The sequence below is a fragment of the Candidatus Endolissoclinum faulkneri L5 genome, assembly GCF_000510265.1.
GTDB classification, from domain to species: domain Bacteria; phylum Pseudomonadota; class Alphaproteobacteria; order Thalassobaculales; family Thalassobaculaceae; genus Thalassobaculum; species Thalassobaculum faulkneri_A.
On record NZ_CP006745.1, the window covers coordinates 376,894 to 399,406 of the forward strand.

Below are 22,513 nucleotides of genomic sequence, written 5' to 3' on the forward strand. Positions count from 1 at the left end.
AATCATAATTTAATATTCGTGATTTTCTTTTTATAAGAGTGTTGCTTTAAAAAACACTCTTATAAAATACTGGAAGTGGTCAGATAGAATCTATCAGGCTTTTTCGATTAATTCTATGTAATTATTGTTTTTCTGATCTAGCAGATTAACAAAGTACGATATTAATTCTAACATCTATAAAATTACTGCAAAAATTAAGCTATAGTTCGAATATTATTCGATTAATAATCGGATCAAATTGTAAAATAATGTTCATTTAAATAAATTTTTAATTAGGCACAGTGCTATAATGTTTAGCTGCTTTTATTTGCCTATTTAAAATTGTTTATTGTTAATTTTTGTAGATAACTAGCAATCATTAAGCCATTTAGTTTCATTAAAGCTGTGTTATCAAAACTGTAAACTAGCTTAAGAATATAAGTATATGCTCTATATATTTATATAATATCCGTTTTTTATTTAGTTTGTTTTCGAACAGAAGGGAGAATTTTTGTTGCTGCCTAAATAGACAAATTGTCTGAAATATAACATAATAACCTATTATGTTATATTCCGCTCATATAAATAATTATTTGTTATATTAATACATCAAAAATCTAATAAAAATTGATTTTTGACAGTCAAACAGCAATATTTTTATACTTACTACTTTGAGTAATGCTAGGATATTGTAGCTATTGATTTATATAACGATTTATACTAAATACTATTACTTTAATCTTTCTTTAAATATTTATTTACCTTAAATTTAGAAATTGTTCACGCTGGTCATTAATTGCAGTTATAATTGAAGAAAATTTGTAGTTATACTATTTCTGAATTTTATTGCTTAGAGATTAATAATTGGTGTGTATGTTTTATACTCAACAATATGGGGCAATGAGTTATGATTTTTGCTATTCATGCATGAAGTTATATCCAAAATATGTTGATTCAGTTTCTATCTAGATGTAGAAATAAATTATAAACATCAGTCAGCTGTAAATCATAAAAAATAATAGTCTGATAATATGTTATACTGTTTTGTCTTGTTTTACTTAACTCTAATAAGTTTAAGTAAAACAAGACAATTTTTGTAAAATCTAATTTTTTAATCTGCTTCGATAGCTTTATTTAAAAATTTATTTGCTTTATTTAGCAAGTTTTTTAAGCCTTAAGATACAATATTAAAACTGTTAAAAATTTTTTGATTATAAAAGTCTATTTTCCATAGCCTTTATAAATACTTTAGTAATTTTTATGTTATATTATAGATAAATATGATTGTAAAAGATAAATATGATTGTAAAAGTGCTGTTGAATAATCTTTTAATTGCGAGATGCTCACCAATAATTAGCTTGATCACTAGAAAGAGGTAAGTGATCATGAATTGTTTATAATTTATAAGAGAGTACAAGAAATGTCGTTATTTATGAAAAATCAATTCTTCTAGATTAGACATAGCTATTTTGTAGCTTGAAGTAGCATGTTAATTCTTGTGTCTTTAATAAGGACGTAGTTAGTTAGTGTTTGAAATAAAGTAGCATTTATAAATGCATAATTGTGCATTTATAAATGCTCTAAAAATAGATACTAATAATTAATACCCTGATTATACTGTTTATTTATCTCAAAAATTTTTAAGAAGTATTTTCTATTTTTGAATAGATTGCGCTGGCAAAGAATTTTATGTTAATTTAAAGTTTGGCGGTTGAATCAGAGCAATTGTGTTTCTTTCCCCTAAATGGAGGTTGTAATAAGGCTGATTGTATTGATTGTTGTATACACCAAGCTTTACATAAAAACTTATAGCTATCTCATTCATGATAACTATAAGTTTTTATGTAAAATTATGTATTACCTAAAATGATTTTAATAATAACTCAACTGTGGTATTAGTATCTTATTTTTGGTTATACGAACTTACGATGTTTTTATCGAGCTAAATATTTGCGATTAAGGACTTGCGTTAATATGATATAAAGGTTACTAATAGAAGATTAGATTAAGTAATCTAGATATTGTTGGTAATGGTTCTATAATATTTATGCATAAAATTATGTGTTTACGTAGACGATAAAACAAAAAACACAAGCAATAAACGGAAATGCATTTGTAGCATAAAGTTCAACTGTCGAATACACGAAACTTTTTCAGAGTTAGGCAATATACCAGAGAAAATTACAAAAACTAATTTTTAAATGGAGCTTTAACGTGAAAAAATATTTTTTGAGAATATTAAACAAATCATTAGTTGGAGCTAGACGATAACTATTCTTCATCTAATTCCGACACTCAACTTCAAATTTGAAGTATGATAGATTAGAGCTACTGCTTTAATTTTAGCGAGGTCATTTGTAATTTATTCTTAAACTTTTAGCGCTTTTAGTTAACTATTAGGGATCCATAGTTTAATTAAACTCCTAGATGCTATTAATTCTTTTGATCAAAAATAATATTTTTTGATTTTATATTGCATTACTTTTGCAGCATGGACAGAATGTAAATCTGTATAGTGGTTTTTAGATTTGTGATGAAAACAATCTGAACCATCGTACGCTTGTCAGCGTATGATGGGGAGCATTTTCAATTAGTTTATAGCATTTTATTTGAAATTTTGTCATATAATTTCTCAGCTCGATTTGAAGCTCAAATTAATAAGTTTAGCTATTTAAATAGTTTTTATGCTCTTTATCAAAAGTTTAGCTATTTGTATAAATAGTTTTTATACTCTTTATCAAAGATCTTAGTAGATGCTTGAAAAAACTTACTCTTCTGCAGACGTCGAGTCTCGATTATATCGTCTTTGGGAGCAATCTAACGCTTTTCCATGTAATCCTGAGTCAAAAGCTCTGCCTTGTACCATTATGATGCCTCCACCTAACATCACTGGCAGCCTGCACATGGGACATGCTTTGACTATGACTGTACAAGATATCCTAGTTCGTTATTACCGTATGATTGGTCGCGATGTACTATGGCTGCCGGGTACAGATCATGCTGGTATTGCTACTCAAACTGTGGTGGAGCGCAGCTTAAGTATGCAGGGCATTAATCATCGAGATATCGGGCGTAAAGCTTTTCTTGACAAGGTATGGGAGTGGAAAGCACGATCTGGTGAGCATATTTTTAAGCAATTGCGTTGTCTAGGAATAACCCCTGATTGGGGACGGGAACGTTTTACTATGGACAAGGTTTTATCTAAAGCAGTGGTTAAAGCCTTTGTCCATCTTTATAACGAGGGTTTGATTTATCGCGATAAACGTTTGGTGAATTGGGATCCTCAAATGGGAACTGCTATTTCTGATTTGGAGGTTGAACAGAAAGAAGTCGACGGTAGTCTATGGTATTTTCGTTATCCCTTGGAGAAGAATCCGAGCAAGTTCATTGTTGTTGCCACTACACGTCCGGAGACAATGTTGGGCGATACTGCTGTTGCAGTAAATCCCGAGGACGAACGTTATAAAGACATGATTGGTCAATACGTTATTTTACCTTTGGTTGGTAGATGCATTCCAATAGTTGGTGACGGTTATGTTGATCCAGCAAATGGTTCTGGCGCTTTAAAGATTACCCCAGCACATGATTTTAATGATTTAAAGGTTAGCAAACGTCATAATCTTGAAATAATTAATATAATGGATGCCGAAGGTCATCTTGCCGATAATGTTCCAGATAAGTATCGCGGGTTGGATCGATTCGTTGCTCGTAAGGTCGTAGTAAATGATATGGAGTCGGCTGGTTTGTTGGAAAAAATTGAGCAGCATTGTCATGCTGTACCTTATGGAGATCGTGGTTCTGTACCATTAGAACCTTGGCTGACTGATCAATGGTACTGCGATGCTATGACTCTTGCAAAGCCAGCGATAGAAGCAGTCGAGAGAGGAGATACTGTTTTTGTTCCAAAGAACTGGCAAAATACTTATTTTGAATGGATGAAGAACATCGAACCATGGTGTATATCTCGTCAGTTGTGGTGGGGGCATCAAATACCAGCTTGGTATGGGCCTGACGGTGAGGTATTCGTTGCGGAAAGCGAAGAAATGGCTGCTATAGTTGCCGAACAACATTATGGCCAAGCTGTTGAGTTAACTCGCGAAAAAGATGTGCTTGATACTTGGTTTTCTTCTGCACTGTGGGCATTTTCCACTCTCGGATGGCCGGATAAAACATTAGAGCTAAATCGTTATTATCCCAGTGATATACTGGTTACTGGCTTTGATATCATTTTTTTTTGGGTAGCTAGGATGATGATGATGGGGCTGCACTTCATGAATGAGGTTCCGTTTCGTACTGTTTATGTACACGCTTTGGTACGAGATGCTAAGGGCCAGAAAATGTCGAAGTCCAAGAATAATATCGTTGATCCAATAGATTTAATTAATCAGTATGGCGCTGATGCGTTACGCTTTACACTAGCCTCTATGACTATTCAAGGATACGATATTAAGCTTGATGAAGGGCGCGTAAAAGCTTATCGTAATTTCGCTACGAAAATATGGAATGCTGCTAGGTTTTGTGAGTTGCATTCTTGCAAAGCGTACGACTGTTTTGATCCTTCGAAGTGTACCGAAACTGTGAATCGATGGATAGTTAGCGAAGTTGCTAAAACTGCCGAATTAGTAGCCGCTGCACTGCATGCCTATAAGTTTAACGAGGCTACATCAGTCATCTATCAGTTTTTTTGGGGAACTTTTTGTGACTGGTATATAGAATTTACTAAACCTATCTTGCAAACTGCATACGGAGGCATTGAGCAAATAGTTGTTAATGAGACTAGACATACTATAGCTTGGACGTTAAACCAAGCTCTGCATTTATTGCACCCCATCATGCCTTATATTTCGGAGGAGCTTTGGGCTAGCTTTGGAGAGGAAAATGATCAACTTCTTATTTCGCGTCGATGGCCATGTATCAGTAAGGATTTAATCGACCCCAGAGCATCAAGAGAAATTGACTGGTTAGTACGATTTATTTCTGAAATTCGGTCGATACGCTCTGAGATGAATATGTTACATTCTATAAAGCCTGATCTATTACTTGTGGGCGCTAATGCTAAAACTATAGCTCTAATGAAAAAATATAATAATTTAATAGGCTATTTGTCTCGAATAGCCTCAATCAAAACGAGTAGTATAATAAATAACGGTGTTGCTGTTTGTCGCGTAATAGACGAAGCGACTATTGTATTACCTGTAAGCAGAAAATCTAATAATAACTTTCAGGAGCGTTTACGTTTAACTAAAGAGATTAAAAAATTAGAATCCGATATAGCAAAGATTAACAAAAAGCTTTCAAACAAAGGGTTTCTTGCTAAAGCGCCAGATACATTGATCCAGAATAATAAAGACCATCTGCTCGAAGAGCAAAAACGTCATGATCGTTTAGTTGCAGCGCTTACATCTTTAAATTAAGTTCAAATTATTTTAGCGCAAATTACAGTTTTATATTTTTGTTGTTTTTGATTGATCAACTAGTTATACTCATCGGGGAATATTTTATTTTTATCCTATGAGATGGGTTGGTTGTATCCGGTTATTTATCTTTACTTTTAGTTTACTTTAACAATCATTCGTATTACAACTTGAATTATTTGTTTTGCATATTTGCAACTATCTTGACTAATTTAGCCTCTTACTTAGAATAAGGTTACTTAACAATATTAGTAAATCGCGGTATGAAATTCTTTGACAGTCTAGGTTTAATATTAATATAATAAGTGAGATATTAAGTGAAAAATTTTTTATTGTGAAAATTATGCTTTTTTGGCTATTGAGATAAAATCATTTTTACTTCAAAAGTAAGTAAAACGACAAAACTTTGATTTATTGATGTAAGTTAAAATAAAAATTACGTCTATTGTGCATTAATAGTTTGTGTAAGTACTTACTTATTTAATACAGGCTAGCGGTTCTAGTGATAAAATCAGGATTAAAAGTTTTTTGACAACATAAAACGCAAGATGATTTATTTCTTACCTTGAGCGTAAGATATGCGTGCAATGTTAACTCATGTCAAGCTAAGCTATTTATCACTCTTATAGTTTACTGGTATTTGAGATAAGTTGTTTAAGTTTGATCAATGGGCCTCTAGTTTTAGTAATTATTATTAAAATATAAATTTCCTATTATTTAATTGTTTTTTATCATAACCAGATATAAATTTGGCATATCTTACTCTAGTATTTTTCTTAGCTGTATTATGTTCTTGGGCTTTTAATCTTTGATTAGAGCAATAGCCCCTTCCAGTAGTTATAAAAAGGAATGATGCTTTTTAATCACTATAAAATTTATATTTTTCTGATTAAATCTAATATTCGAATTTCAGAAGTTTTTTATCTGAACTATGCTTAGAGTATTAACTCTATTGAAAAATTTGTTCTTTTATCGTAAGTAAAAAATTTTTATGTAGATATTTACTATAATAATTTAGAATAAGTCGACTGTATGTATTTGGTAAAGGTTAATAGTGACTAAAAATTTTATCCATCAAAATGATAGATAGTAAAGTTACGAAATATTAAGCAAGGACCGAAGTATATAAAATATATAAATTAAAGTATTTTAGTAGTTATTAATTTTTTTATTTAAGTAAATCTTTCTTAAGTATTATTGCATAATATTAATCAGTAAATCATTATCTGTAAATTTAACTGAATTTTTATCATTTTTACACACTTTTTATTCGCTCATGGTAATTTGCTTTAATTAAGGATCCCTTAAAAGTGTTTGTTTTTTTCAATTATGTTGCTAATGCATAGATAATTTTTTATTTATGCTTCAGGTAAGCAAACATATTTTATGAGATTTTTCATAATTGTTTTTGATCATTTTTCTTGAATACCTGTATAAGGTGATTCTATCCATAAAATTTAATCAATTTCTTTTTTCTACTTCATCTATATTGTTGTTACTTATAAATTTTTTTTGATATTTTGGCGCCAAATGTAAATCGGAAGCGATTACACTTATGTGTGGTAAATGTAGATTGGAATTTTATCCAACAGCATAATATCTTATAAAATAAGATATTATGCTGTTCATCAATTGTTGGCAATTAATGTAAATTTAAATAAAGAATAGCAATACACTATCTAAGTTATTTTTTTATAGTAAAGTTGATAATCATACGTCAAAGTAAGCATTAACATTATATACTATTTATTAAATAGAATTTTACATTAGTTGATAAGAATTGCAAAGTGCAGTAATATACTACACCTTATGTAAGATAAGGTACGCACGAATGAGCATTTCTATCTTATGTTTGATAATCGTAATATTCATTGGTTGAACGTAAGCTATTTTTTTCGATTTAGCTATTATGAAGACTTACTCCATGGCAGGCCATTGCCGTGAACAAAACGGCGTATACCTTCCATTACTTGAGGATCACCTATACGGGCGCAAATGGCATCTACTGCTCGCCGTTCTGCTATCACATCCATTGGTTCTAGCGCGTTAAAATATTCTTTCGCTGCTCCAATCGCTCTAGTATCCATACGATTAGCACGGATAATTAGTCGACGAAGAGCGTTATCCAAATCATCGGTAAGATCATCGATTAGGTTGAGATTTCTCATTTCCTTCGCATCTAGCCTTTTAGCTGTCAGAGTCATGCGCCAGGCTGGCTGCCAACCAATTCTACGCACAAGAAAAGGTGCAATGATTGCAGGCAATAAGCCAAACATCAGTTCTGATAGCAAGAAATTTGATCGATTAGTAGAAATTACTAAGTCGCTAGCAGCTGCAAGGCCTAAACCACCAGCACTAACTCTACCATCTATAACAGAAACTACCATTTTAGGTACTGAAGCAAATCGCGCTAGGAGCTGCCAAAAAGGCAAGATCCTAGTACGCAGAGATGACATGTCTTTTACTGTAGTAGTAGTAGCTTCATTAAAATCCATGCCCTCACAAAAAATCGACGCTTGACCACATAGTGCAAGTACTTTAAATGCAGAATCTACTTCGAAACGGTCTACTATTTTGTGCATGCATTGAATCATAGCTGAATTCAAAGTGTTTCCTGTCTCTGGCTTATCCATAATAGCCAGCAACATTGTGCCCCGCACTTCTTGTTTAATGGGAGATTTGCTAGGTGCTTTATTTAGCTCCAAGAGTAAATCCTCCTATATCCTTCCACTCGCTCAAGCACAAGCAAAGACTTTTCAGAAAATTCATTATCGTAAATGTCGGTGACAGAATTTTTTGCAACTGTTCTGCCAACCGTCGCATCACTTATCCCAGATAAGCTGGGAGAACTATCGATAATATTATCATAGCGCGATACACTAATATGCTGCCGTCCTGCAAGTGCATCAGATACACTATTTATTTTTAGTGTTTCTACTGCATCATTCTGTACAACTCCACTATAAAATTCTGAACAGCAGCCTGAGCCATAAGAGAATAGGCCTATCCTAACGCCAGGTCTGTTCGCTAATAAGTCTAAAATGCCTGCTAGCGCGAGAAACACAGTACTTGAATAAACATTACCGACTTCTTGGCAATAAATCAGCGAAGGCATTAGCCTGAGAGCAAAGTCAGCGTCAATTTCCGCTTGATTTTTTACGCCTAACTTGCGCATTAGTGTACGATGCGCTCCTCTTACCATTCCTCCAAATGGAGCATGAAATGCAAGTCCAGCAAAATGTTTAGTAAATGATACTTCACCTACTATTTCACGATATCTAGCAAAGGTTTGTTCGACGCAATTTAAATAACTTATCAAAGATAAGTCAGCATCGCCGGTTTCTAACTCTGGCGTTGGTCGACAAGCATCCGCAACTTCAAAAGTGTGTATACCACTTGCCCCAAAATCAAGTGCAAACAGTTGCGGATCGCTGCCGACCAGAATAGCGATTGCCGCTGATCCTTGACTTGGCTCAGCATAAGAATAGCGAACTGGACGAGCGATATCGGTAGTAATAACTAAAGCCATTCCACCACCAGGGATTGTTCTTCCCTCTGATGCTATCCAAGCTTGAGCCATCCGTAACGCTGCTGTACCGCCGTAGCATGCTTGTTTAATTTCGAATTGTCTACATTGCGGAATTAAACCAAGATGTTTGTGTACATATGCTCCCATCGATTTTCCAAAATCAATGCCGGATTCGCTCGCTATAATAAGCAAACGAATACGATTCTTATCATTTGATACTAGAGTATCAAGAACTCTTTTAGCAGCATTTACAGCAAAGCTTACCGGATCTTCAAAAGGCATTGCAAGGCTTTTGCGACGCATTAGCAGGTTTTCAAATCGCTTTGGAGCGAGACCACGGGCGATCGCAAGTTCTCCGACGTCTAAAAAGATACGACCGCCGTAAAAACCAAGCGCTTTAATTCCGATTAAATCGCTCATGTATATTTCTCCGGTACCAAAAGACAGATCAACTCGCAAGCAATCAAATAAATACTTCATATCGAGAGTATTTATTTGATTGCTAGTACTCTAGTACAACTTATTATCCTGCATGCATATATCCATACAAATTATACGACCCACAACCTTACTAGTGATTATCGAGTCGTAAATTACTATTAACATCAAATTAGTTCATTAAAATATTTATGAGTTACATAAAGATTATTAAATCACCAACTAATCACTTAAGTACAACAAGGATTTAGATTTGTCCAAATCGATGCCTCATTATGATAAAATAGCTCAATTAATTTAATTTAAGTAGTTTCTTGTTTGACGCCATGCGTCAAACAAGAAACTTTCGCAATACCATAGTTCATACTTCTATAAAGTATTGTGCTTGATCATCTATTAATCAAGATAACAGATGATCAGAATTAAGACATCATTAGTGCTTACGGAACGAACAAGTTCTTAGTCTGCTAAATAGGGAATAAAGTAATTATTTGCCTAACAATTAGGCAAATAATTACTAAACTATACTGGGGCGTATTCTTCTTCTTATTATTATTTAAACTCCTTCTTAAGGATATCTAGTCAAATATTGTGGGTACAAGCAAAAGAATAAGCATAATTAATATGTAGCTTAAATGTTAGAACTGTTTTTTAATTTAATGCCAAACCAGTTGTCAGCTAATGTACTCTATTCAACAATACATTCAGGACAATAAATTAATTTTATATAGATAATCAAGCAATAATAGTTAACATTATTATTTTTTATCGCAATTAAAAATAATAATCAATCCTTATTCTGTAAAGCTCGCTAAATCCAAATATCTAACAAAGATACTAGGTTGGCTGTTAGTTGAAAACATTTACTATAAATTTTTAATAAGCATTTATTCAATGTGAAGTCTAGAACAAAAAATATCAACCAATGATATATTTTAAATCACAGTCATGGCTAAACGTTTTAACAAAGAGTCCTCTATAGAAGACAACTACATTGTACTTAAAAAAAATTAAAGTATATAGAGTACACAGGAAGCTTTAAAGTATATAGAGTACACAGGAAGCTTTTGCTTATTAGCTTAATTATATATTACGAAATATAATGGCTTAGTCGATAATTCAAGCGGAAAAGATCCACCATTAATCAGTACGTATTGTTTTCGTTCAAGTATTTTTAAAAAAATTTTTGAAATATTGAACAATAATCATTTAATAGATTGTTGTTATTTAAAGTGTTAGCTTTTTTTAAGGTAAGCCATTATTGACAGTACGTCGCAAGAATATCTGCTTTACTGCGAGATATAGCGTGTATAAAGCAACACATAATATTTGTTGTTTTTAAGTTTTAGAGTAGTTAGTTAGGATTATCGTAATTCAAGATAAGCTTAGCCGTCAAATCTTACCCGTATAAGTTAATGATATGCTTAGTTACAACAATGATAAAGCGTTTTTCTTTGTAAATTAATCGGGTAGAAAGCAGTACATTATGCGAAACCTTTATCATTCTGTATCGTAATCGTTTTCTATTTAAACTAAATAAATAAATCGAAAGAGTGATTGCATTTAACAAGCTTCGCAGAAATAATTATCGATGAATGCTATTTTAGCGAATAAGTTACTATAAGCTTAGAATCGTTATGAATTAAAATCATTAATGAACACAATCCTAGTTGCTTTACGAGTAAAAAAATAAATTATAATTTTAAATATTTTTTAAATTACATAATGTATTACATATGTAATAATGAAGGTGTTGGAATTTTGCAGGTAATACTACCCTGTCTTTTATAGATGAAATTCGTGGTAATTAGATACTATCTTTAACTGCATGATAAAGACAGTATCTAATTACCAACTGGTAGCACATATATTACTAGATTGTTTCAGTACTTAATATTTGACGAATTGTGTTATATTTTCTCATTCTTCTGAAAAACTAATATTAACCATCTTGGTAATTTTATCAATTTTATTTGCTTAACCATAAAGCAGTAAATCTTAATATGAATTTCGTGCGAGCCGGTGTCATGGCTAGTAGCTAATTTTAGATTTGCATTTTGCTCACTTTTGTGCTTTATAACTTTTGTTTTGCTTTAGTAATTTGTATATTTGGAGAAAAAGGCGTGTGCCTGGAAATCGATACTATAACAAATCGAGCAGATAAGAGAAATAATCAAGCAGATAAGAGAAATATCTTACGTACGATAGTGTTTTTTAACTATTTTCGTACTCCTAGAATACATAGAACTTTTATTACAAAGCCACGGCTGTTACAAATAATTTTCTCGGCTATTCATGGTTTTAAAATTTAAATAGTATTTTGTGAGATTAATCATTCCATGGGCAATAAAACACTCTCATTGCGCACCGTATAACCTAACAATTCAGATACTATTTAGTATCATTTTATCTTTTATAATAATCAAGTAGGTAAAAGCTAAATAATAGCTTGCTAGCTAATGCGGACAGCAGATGTAAAATTATGTCAATTATAATTTTACATCTAGTTACGATCATTTTTACATTGAGTGCAGACTAATATAATAGCTAATTATATGGCTTATTAATACAATAATAAAAATTGATTCAATGATTAATAATTATCTTTAGTTTAACACAATTCATGCGGTACTCGTTATTTACGCTAAGTTGTTTTGAACATCCTGACAATATTGTTTAACTATTAATTTTTACTACATAAAAAGTAGATTAAGTATTTAATCAACAAATTGTATCAGGCGTCAAATATTATGGCAAAGATTTTATTAAATTTAACTTAATTTTGTTTATATAGCTATGATAAGATAAATCTTATCTTTCTTCATGATTAGATCTTATAACAGCAAAATTTTTTAACAAATAAATGGATCTCATGCTTACACGCATTTTTCCACTACTATGGATGCGTTAAAACCGCCAAAACCAAAACTGGTTTTCAGCACTTTGCTTACTGGTTGCTCGATGGCTGCAGCTCCAATGTACCTTAATTGCTTTACTGGTGAGTCTAGGTGCAAGTTAGGGTGTAAGAATCCATTAGTAATTTGACAAATTACCACTATTGTCTCCACTAAACCAGCTGAGTTGAGACCATGGCCAATTAATCCCTTTGGCGCGTTCACGTAGATATTTTCACCAATCAGTTCAGCAATAGCATTCGATTCGATAGCATCACCTAGAGGGGTTGATGTGGCATGGGCAGAGATTAGATCTAATTCTTTCGGAATTAACTCAGCACAAACTAGTGCTTCACGCATCACTTGTAGTTCGCTTTCCAGGCATGGATTGGGCTGGGCTGAGCCACTTAATCGAAGCGCTGAACCGGTTATTTGTAACTTTGTGTCTTCAGGATGACCAAGCAATATTGCTCCAGCCATTTCTCCTGGTACAAACCCAGAGGCAGCCTTGTCAAAAGGCCGGCATAGGCCTGTATTAGGTAAAATCCGACCATCTGCCATAGCACCTATCATGTTAATACCTAACCAATCCGCAGCTCCCAGATCAGCCGGCATACCAACTACTAAGCAGCGTTCCGCTCTTCCTGATTTAAGCAGATCAATGCCAATGACTAGCGCTGCTATACCGCTAGCTGAAGCTGCGCCTGCAGTAATACCAGGCCCACGACAACCAAGCACTTCACTAATCAGAGCAACTGCATGAGTGTCAAACATCTCCACTCCATGACGAGCAGATGGATAAGAACCTTTTAACCGCTTCGCTTCAGCCTCGCATAAAGCTCCTGAAAATAAATTACTGCCAGCAACTACTAGAGCTAGATTATCGTTAGTTTGTCCAATGCTATCGCCCTGGGCTAGTGCCTGGGCTGCTGCGAGTAACCCATTGCGCAGAGATTGGCGGGCATTTAATATATCACGTCGTATCCTTCTCGTCATATTAGGTAAAAGCAAAGAAATTTTATCCAAGAATTCTGAGTCAGAGATTGCAGGAATTAACGCTGCAGTACGTAGTGGAGAACCATTCGGCCATTCGCCATCTTTCAGTGCTTGAATCTTCGTTTGCCCGCAATGTAAACCTGCTATTAAATCATTTACGCTAAAGCCAAATGGACTGACTACTCCATAGCCTAAAATACCCACAGCGTTCATTATACCCTCTCTCAATAGCAGTTAAATTTCTTCGTATTTTATAGATAAAAGCACTAACATTTATGCATTATTGCTTTGATAGTGATTTGACAGCTTTAGGCTTAAATTCTATAGCGTTGGCATGAGATTATACTGAGTTATTGTTGTAATTATGTTAGTGAAGAGGCATTTTAGAAAAGATCTATTATAGATGTTTTTAAGTTAACAATTACAAAAATTTTTAAAAACTTAATGTAATGTTCGCAATAATTCTTTAAATAATTAGCTAGATTATTTATCATTTGCAATACTTAAAAGGCTATATTAGCCCATGTATAGATCTGTATCAAACAATTAAATTCTATTAAACAATAATGGTATCGCTTTTTTAGCTAAGAAATTTCGCCAAAGATTTTTTTAAAAGCTCTACGCTAAATTACAAGCAAGATTTTATATTTTATAATTATTTAAATAATAATGGTTAAATAATAATGGTATATTATGCATTATCTAAAAATGTACTGAAATAGTGGACTAGATTTCATATATTATCAATGATAAAGATACTAGATATTTATTGTAGAATCTAACACTTCCCTAATTTTTAAGCAGTTATTGAATTATATTAAAAAGAACTTTTAGTGAAGCTAATATTTTTCAGATGTTTAATTATGATTGAAGGTTCTTTTGCTTATAATTACGAAAATAACTATAATAGATGAAATATTATCTATAAGAAATAAAGTACTGGGTGATGATTATTTAACAGTAAATTAAAGTTACTATTATTTAGCTGAGCAGTTTTTATTTACATGCGGGACAAGCAATCAGTTGATAAAACAACCTATCTAAAGTATTAATAACCTTGCTTAGCGATCTGGTATTATGTTAAAAATTATAATCTTACTGGGCAAGAGACTTGTTGGTTGTCTTACCAATTGATCCTTAGTTTAATGAGTTAATTAAGTATTATTAAAAGTATAATTTATCCAATAATTTCCAGGGCAGTCGATTATATAAAAATTTTAATGTATATATCCGAAATTAATTTAGCATATGGTAGAGTTGCTGGTCTGCTGCAGTTGACCTTAAAGGTTTTGTCTTTTTTATAAAGACAAAATTTTTGCGCTAATCAGTTAGTAATTTGGAATTATATAAATTTTATCTGAGTATTATATTAATTATTGCACGCCTAATTAATTATTGCACGCCTATACTAAATAACTTATTTTTAACAGATCTCTCATGCATTAATCGATTGTTAAGTCAAGGTTTGGTTTAATTAGTATTTCAAATATATATTTGAAATACTAATTATGATGAAACATTATTTATTGTAATACACTTAAAATAAGTGTGCTGACCATAGCAATCGTAAAATATTTTGTAGCTCAATTATGTAATTGCCTCTTTATTATACATCTTCCTTAAACTATTTTGATAATAATCTTTAGTATAAAGTATAGTTTATTTAATTTTTACCTATCAATATTTTTTGATTAAACAAAGGCTTTAGTAGTTATATATTTATACTATAATTTATAATTAGCTGCGAGTAATGATTCTATAGATTGATTTTATTATAATTCTTAAATAATTCTTCTTAAGACATTGAGGTTATTGTTTGGTTTATTGAGATACTCACATCAAGCATTACAATAATATATACAATCCTATTATCTCATCTAAGAGATGTAATGACCTATTATTTTATCTCGAATTCTATAGATTTCTTCTTAAAGAAGATTTTTCTTCTGGTAAACAATGAATTAATTGCTAGTTGGTTTGTTTTTTAGATATTCTTAAAAATGCTCTTAACGCTTATCTAATAATGAATAGCAGTAGAAAAATTGATATAGCTGTGATTTTTAGCCTTAAATGGATTGAAGAATATTCGCTGAAACACGTAAATTTTTACGTTAATGACAAAAATAGAAAATCTTTAGTTTATAATCTAAGTTGAAGGTACAATAAATTGTCGCAATCAATAAAAGCGATAATTTCTAATATGTTTCTAGCCAGTTAAATTATAGAACTTTTAGGATAGAAAAAATAAAGCTTTTAATGCTTAACAAATCGAGAATAAGGGAAATCAAAAAGATTTCTCTAACGTGAGTATTTAACTGCGCTTTTAACATTTATTCAGCAAATGGCATGCAAGCAATAGTTAATGCTTGTTATCGGCTAAATGAAATATGTAAAATCTTACTTCATTAAGGTTCACAAGATTACTATATTTTAATAGTTAGTGAGGTATTGGATACATAACCTAAGTACTCTTTAGTTATTCGGTGCTATTTTACGTTGTTTAGCTTTGTTGTCTGTTCATCAGTAGTTAGACATCATATCAGCTAGCATTGCACTTCCGGAGAAAGATTGCCCGCCGTCAGCTATTAACGTTACTCCAGTTAGTAATCCAGCTAACGGTGAAGCCAAAAATGCCACCACACCAGCAACATCTTCTACCGTGCCAAAGCGCCCTATGGGAACGTAGTCAGACAATACTTTAATATCGTCCTCAGTCAATAATCGTCGTAATCCTTCAGTTTTCTCAATTGGTCCTGGCAACACGCTGTTGCATCTAATGCCGTATTTGCCCCATTCTAGTGCTAAGCCGCGCATCAAACTATCAATTCCTGCTTTTGCTGCGCCTACGTGGGCCTGAAAAGCAAATGGCATGACCGCGTTGGTAGCAGAAATATATACAATATTCCCTTTAGTTTGCCGTAATTGATCAAAAGCTGCTCGTGATGCGTTAAACGAGCCAATCAGATCAATAGAGATAACCTTAGCGAAGCCTTCTGCTGTCATTTGTTCGGCTGGTGCTGGAAAGTTTGCAGCTGCACCGCAAATCAATATATTTATTGGGCCATACAGGGCTTTAGTTTGAGTGAGTGCAGTTTCAATGGTACTAATATTTTGTACGTCCACATACATAGATGTTGCCTCGATTCCAACGGATTTTAGTTCATCACGACATTTATCGATTCTATCCAATGTGCGTCCAGCTAACACAACATTAGCCCCCAAGCTTCCTATTCCTTTGGCAATAGCTAAATTAATTGTCCCACCTCCACCGGTAACAAATACGTTACTTTGAGAGAAAAGGTTGTTGGCGAAATATTGACTAATCATTGTTATTTACCTCTATTTCATAGAATAATTTTTACGGCAATATCAGGCAAGTTAATTTTAACACGTTGTCTTATCAAGAATAAAATCTTTAGCTTAGTCTTAATTTTTGATTGTTGTATTTGGAGTAATTTGCTACAGAAGAAAAAATATAGTACTAGATAATTATGCAAATATCACTAATTTCCTCATTTTTAATGAGCTTTAAACGATAAATTGTTAAACTTCGTTAGCTAATAAATAAATTATATCGAACTTATCTATTTTTACATTATGCTTAATTTAATAGTAAATTATGCTTAATAGTAAATTATGCTTAATTTATATAGTCTTGTAAAATTGAGTTACGCAATAATTAATTTTTATTACATCACACCCGTCTATTCCTCGTGCGAGGAAGTCTGCTGTAATTATTGATCTTAATTTTGCACAAGCTTACCATGTATTATGGAATGTATTTAGTATAGTTGACATCATTTAGATAAATCGACTTATTTTATTAATTTTTGCCCAGAAAGTTAAGCATAAATCATTAGGTAAATAGAATAATTTGTTAGTTATGGAATCTAATGATTTGCTTTAGGCATCTTATTAGTTTTTGCATATAATTTTGTTAATAAGCGGTAAATAATTAATAATTAGGACTAGTGCAGTCTCTAATATTCATTCAGCATTTTTCAGTATTTATTCATAAGATATTTACTAGTTAATTAGAATTTTTATGCCAATAATACTTTCATAAGCCTATACAAGTTTTTAATGGTAAATGCAAAGCTTGCTATTATCCGACATTGTTTAAAAATTTCTGTAAAAAGAGTTATTAATTATTACTTTCAGTTAGTAACTGATTTGCAGATTCGTTATAAAAATAACAGTATTAAAATGTTTTGTTTAACAAATTAGAAATTACACAGCTTATTGATTCTTTAATCTCTGATTAAAGTTCTACTACTGTTAGTGTGCTAGAAAAATTTATTATTTGCTCGATGATGTAATGGTTATTAATGATGAATGGTTATTAATTACACCTTTTGTATTTTAAATTAGATTTCAATAAATAGAAATTTTTATTTCTTGCTTGATAATCGATATCTCAACAAGATTGCGGGGGATAATTATTTATTAGTTTTGATATTCTTCCGATAATTAATTTTTAAAAAATTTTAGAGAGTAGCTATTAACACTCTTAAATATTTTAGCCTATTGGATTTTGGCTGAAACTGCTTGTTAATTAGAGATAGTCTTGTAAGCTAACAATTTGATTGTTAATCTATGAAAATAAAACATTTTTTTTAAAAATGAGTAATTGTCTAGCAATCTAAGAACAATATACAAAAAAATTATTAATTAGTTTCAATGCTAATTTATCTTAAGAATATCAATTAGTGTTTACACTAAGTTAAGAATATCAATTAGTGTTTACACTAAGTAATTAAAAATAGGGATATTTTTTGTAATTATTTTCTGGAAACAGTAGTTTTCTAAAAACTTCTGTTTATGTAGGCGATAAAAATATTTGAAATGGTAACTGTGTCTATATAGACACGAGATTTAGTTTTTACTTAAGTATTTAGAGAGATAATTTGTTGAACGAAGGTAGCTTAATTTGTAAGCCTTGATAAAGAGTGTATTCATAAAATAATCTTTATAAAACATTTAGTTAACTATTGTAGATTTTAGCATTAGCAGTTATTGGTGGCAAAAGCTGGAATATTACTTGTTGGCTGTGTATACTTAGAGGGCAGACGAATTATCGATTGCTATTGCTTTGTTGTCTAACACTATAATTTAACTTGTACATATCTTGGGAATTATTGATATTTCTGAAATTATCGATAAGAAGATTTTGTAGGCTATGTTTAACGAAGATTATCTATTTACCTGAAGATAATAATATTTCTCTATATTGTTTATTAATTTATCTAATGTAGAATTATCTAATGTAGAATTTATGAATTTAAGCAAAGCAAACACTAATTTGCATTTATGGATAATACTATAATTGCTACAAGAAAATTTGCTATTATTATTGCTATTATTATATATATAATAAATTTTGGCTTATAGCTAAAATTAAATGGCAACCGCTCTGTCAACAAAAATTGTGACGAGATAATTGCTAAAATTATCTGCCATAGACTGTCAGAATTAGATTACAGATTTATCTAAATTAAGTCCTTGACGAACGCAATTTATTTGGTTAGACCAAAAAGACAGATCATAAGTTTTTACTATTGTGGAGGTTATGAACCAAAAAGTTATTCTTAATTTTTAGTTCAAGCATATAAATGTTCAAGCATATAAATAAAAAATTTTATACTTCAAAATGAGCAATGTAAGTAACAATTTTTGAATTAACTTATTATATGTTGTCCCCTGCAATATTTCCTAATTGCAAAAATAATTTTTATTATAAGTAATGATTAGATTTTATCTAACTTTAAGTAAAAGTTATTACTGCATTGAGATATTTTTATTAAGTATTTTTTACTTGTTCTGCGGTAGCCGCGAGGAAAACCAGTGATGGTATTGTCAGTAAGTGTCTTTGGTAGTACTGGACGTATGGGGAAAATGATTGTTAAGGCTATATCTCAGACTGAAGGGATGACTTTAAAGCAAGCAGTAACTCGCCCAGGTAGCGCTTATATTGGTGCTGATATAGGTGACTTAGTTGGAAGTGGTTCTCTCGGAGTTCTAGTTACTGATGATGTTAAAGCAGTTTTAGGGGTTAATGTATCTATTGACTTTACTTTACCAGAAGCAACGATAATGCATGCAAGCTATGCTGCAGCCAATGGTACCTCTTTAGTAATTGGAACGACTGGTTTATCGAATAAACATGAGGAGCTTCTTGCAAATTATGCTAAAACCACTGCCATAGTTTACGCCCCAAATATGAGCTTGGGGGTTAATTTAATTACAGCTCTTGTTGAGCAACTCTCGGCTGCTTTGGATATAACATGGGATATTGAAATTCTTGAAGTGCATCACAATCGCAAGATTGATGCCCCTTCTGGAACCGCCTTGAGTATCGGACGCGCTGCTGCTAAGGGTAGAAAGCAAGACTTTGAGAAAATAAAAGTATTGTCTAGAAATAATTCTAGTTGCCAGCGTAAAAAAGGTGATATTGGTTTTGCAGCCTTAAGAGGAGGTAGTTTAATTGGTGAACATACTGTCATGTTTGCTGGAGCGGGAGAACGTATAGAAATCAGCCATAAAGCTAGCGATCGAACAATCTTTGCCGCAGGTGCAGTTTGTGCTGCTCGCTGGGTAGCGAATCGTATGCCTGGTCTTTATACAATGCGGGATGTACTTGGAATCGATTAACGATCATTCTATTTTAGAACTAATGCTTTTATTTTCTATCTGCGACATAAGAAATTATCTTGCTAACATTTCTCATCTATTTATTCTCTGATTAAAGCAGATTATTGCTGATCTGTTCTTTAATTTTTCTGTTCCGTGAGTAAAAATTTTTGTTAATTATCATTATACACTATAAAATACACTTAATAAAAGAACTCTTGTTACAAAGATCTGTGTATCGTTTTTTTTGCTTAGTGTATTCCTAACTGTTATTTTTTAAACAATTTTGAAGTTTAGCAAGCTAATTTCATTAAAATAATTTAAAAATCATGTAGTAATAATTAAAAATCATGTAGTAATAATTTTTCGATTATCATCTTAAGAAATAATTGCAACGTTGCTTATAAGCCAGCCAGTAAGTGCTGGCATTATTGCGAGTTTTAATTAATATTATATGAATGAGGGTTTACGCGATTAATCTGAGTGGGTTATATAGTTTTGTTTCTGTAATTTTTATATGATGTTCTATGAGCTTGCTTTAAAGCGAGTAATCATTGAGTAAATATCTTCATTAAATAAACCCGGTAGTACGTTGATTATTACTATATGTGCTTATGGGATATGTAATTAAAAAGTCAGAAAAAGATACCCCAAACGAGAATTTTATTGAGAGTACGACAGTAATTGCAGTTGCTTTTGTGTTTTGCTGCTTAAGGTTATGACGTTAATAATAAAATTAAGCTTTTATGAAATAAAGATGCTTACTTTCCTGGATTCTTATCGCTAATAATTATCATGCTGTCTTAGTTTAATTATTCATTTAATTTGATAGGTTTAACTTAAAACGAGTATTTATATTATATGTAAAGCATATTGTATGTAAAGCCATAGATTATGATCAAAAATTGTTTATTTAATATCTAACGATTGAAGCAGACTTTCTAATGCTTAGTTAAAACTGTTTTATCTATAAACATTTATGCTATGTAAAACTGTCTATTAAGTAAGTTTTACATCATTAATTTATTAGATAACTTTAGGCTAAATATCCAATATATTAGTGATTATTTACGTTATTCATATGTTGTTTTTTAATAATTTTATCAGTTGTTTGATAGCTAGAACTAGTTTAGTTATGCTTGTGATTAAAAATCAATAAGCATTGAATCGATGTACATTATGCCCTGAATTAACTATTTTGACTCATTAAATTATTATGCGATAATCATGTAGATAATCTATGATTAAAGAAATGTATGTACTTAACTTCTTTTTTAAGAAAGTACTGTAACAAGTATTTTATAATATGGTTTAATTCTAAATTGCCTAAATATCTCACTTTTAAACTTTATAGGCATTTTGCCATGCTTTAAAAATCATTATAATATCCTATCATTAAAATTTATGATGTTTATTAATTGAGCTTTTATTATAAACAGGCCTTGATCTTAAGATCAGGTTCATATTTGTTAACATTGTCTTGTAAGACTTTTTTTACATAAAAATTATGGAGATATTGAATGTGCAAAAATATGCATGTAGTTACAATAGGTAATGCTATTGTAGATATCATTTCGTATTGTGACGATGATTTTTTGTTGAGGGAAAACATAAAAAAAGGAGCGATGACACTGATTGATGCCGAACGATTGAAATCGCTTTACGCTGCTATAGGAGCTAGTGTAGAAATGTCTGGTGGGTCTGCTGCTAATACTGCTGCTGGATTAGCGGCTTTAGGTAGCAGCACTCGTTACATAGGTAAGGTGCGTGATGATAAGTTCGGCAGGGTATTTCGCCAAGACATCACAGCTCAAGGCGTACACTTTGATACGTCAGCCGCTTTGGATGGACCACAAACTGCTTGTAGTCTTGTACTAGTTACTCCAGATACGCAGCGCTCCATGAACACGTTTTTAGGGGCATGCGTTAACTTGATTTCTGACGACATATCTGAAGATATGCTTGCTGCAGCTCAGATGGTATATCTTGAGGGATATTTGTGGGATCAGCCTGAATCGCAGAAAGTCTTTTTCAAAGCTATTGAGATTGCTCATCGCACTAATGGTAAGATAGCTATGTCCTTGTCGGATTCTTTTTGTGTCGAACGTTATCGGGCAGATTTTAAAAATTTAGTAAAGAGGCATGTAGATCTTCTTTTTGCCAATGAGATGGAAGTATTGTCTTTATTCGAGAGTGATCGACTTGACGATATACTTGACATCATTCGTATTGAAGTTGAGACAGCAGTAATTACTCGTGGTGAAAAAGGTGCTGTTATAGTGAATCGAGATGAGATACATGTATTGGATGCTGAGCCGGTCGCTAATATTGTAGATTCAACTGGGGCTGGCGATCTTTATGCTGCAGGTTTTTTGCATGGCTACACTTCGGGTAAAGACATTATCACTTGTGGTCGAATTGGAATGATTTGCGCATCAGAAATCATCAGCCATATTGGAGCACGGCCGGAAGTTGATCTTAAGATGCTCCTCACACAAAAATTAAGCTAAAACACTCTATGGTAGTTGTGTTTTAGCTTTAAATGTTTATTTTTGTCTTCATTGCAATCTATAAAATAAATAATTTATTTTCGGTGATTTTTTAAAAGGCTTAAACAGTTATATGGGGTCGC

7 protein-coding genes are annotated in these 22,513 nt (G+C 31.9%); 3 read left to right on the forward strand and 4 right to left on the reverse strand.

Features of this window, described 5'->3' with window-relative positions:
* Positions 1–2,733 precede the first annotated feature (2,733 nt).
* Complete coding sequence (locus P856_RS01220; protein WP_025300356.1) at positions 2,734–5,394, forward strand: valine--tRNA ligase; 2,661 nt, start codon at positions 2,734–2,736, stop codon at positions 5,392–5,394.
* Positions 5,395–7,301: 1,907 nt separating this feature from the next.
* Here the strand turns inward: P856_RS01220 and P856_RS04115 are convergent.
* From P856_RS04115 to P856_RS01240, 4 genes are all read right to left on the reverse strand, one after another.
* Complete coding sequence (locus tag P856_RS04115) at positions 7,302–8,099, reverse strand: enoyl-CoA hydratase-related protein (protein ID WP_025300357.1); 798 nt, start codon at positions 8,097–8,099, stop codon at positions 7,302–7,304.
* Positions 8,090–9,403 carry a hydroxymethylglutaryl-CoA synthase family protein gene (locus P856_RS01230; RefSeq protein ID WP_227028678.1) on the reverse strand — a complete coding sequence of 438 codons (1,314 nt, stop codon included), beginning with the start codon at positions 9,401–9,403 and terminating at the stop codon, positions 8,090–8,092. Before P856_RS01230 ends, P856_RS04115 begins: the two co-directional genes overlap by 10 nt.
* A gap of 2,834 nt (positions 9,404–12,237) precedes the next feature.
* A complete protein-coding gene (locus P856_RS01235; protein WP_025300359.1) occupies positions 12,238–13,464 on the reverse strand; it encodes a beta-ketoacyl synthase N-terminal-like domain-containing protein in 1,227 nt (408 codons plus the stop codon).
* A gap of 2,307 nt (positions 13,465–15,771) precedes the next feature.
* The gene (locus tag P856_RS01240; RefSeq protein WP_025300360.1) at positions 15,772–16,578 is read right to left on the reverse strand and encodes an SDR family oxidoreductase; all 807 of its coding nucleotides are present in this window, start codon (positions 16,576–16,578) and stop codon (positions 15,772–15,774) included.
* A gap of 2,520 nt (positions 16,579–19,098) precedes the next feature.
* Here P856_RS01240 and dapB point away from each other — a divergent pair.
* Both dapB and P856_RS01250 read left to right on the forward strand, forming a co-directional pair.
* The gene (gene dapB / locus P856_RS01245) at positions 19,099–19,902 is read left to right on the forward strand and encodes a 4-hydroxy-tetrahydrodipicolinate reductase (RefSeq protein WP_144079731.1); all 804 of its coding nucleotides are present in this window, start codon (positions 19,099–19,101) and stop codon (positions 19,900–19,902) included.
* A gap of 1,499 nt (positions 19,903–21,401) precedes the next feature.
* Positions 21,402–22,391, forward strand: coding sequence for an adenosine kinase (locus P856_RS01250; RefSeq protein WP_025300362.1), 990 nt, complete (start codon positions 21,402–21,404; stop codon positions 22,389–22,391).
* The last annotated feature ends 122 nt before the right edge of the window (positions 22,392–22,513 follow it).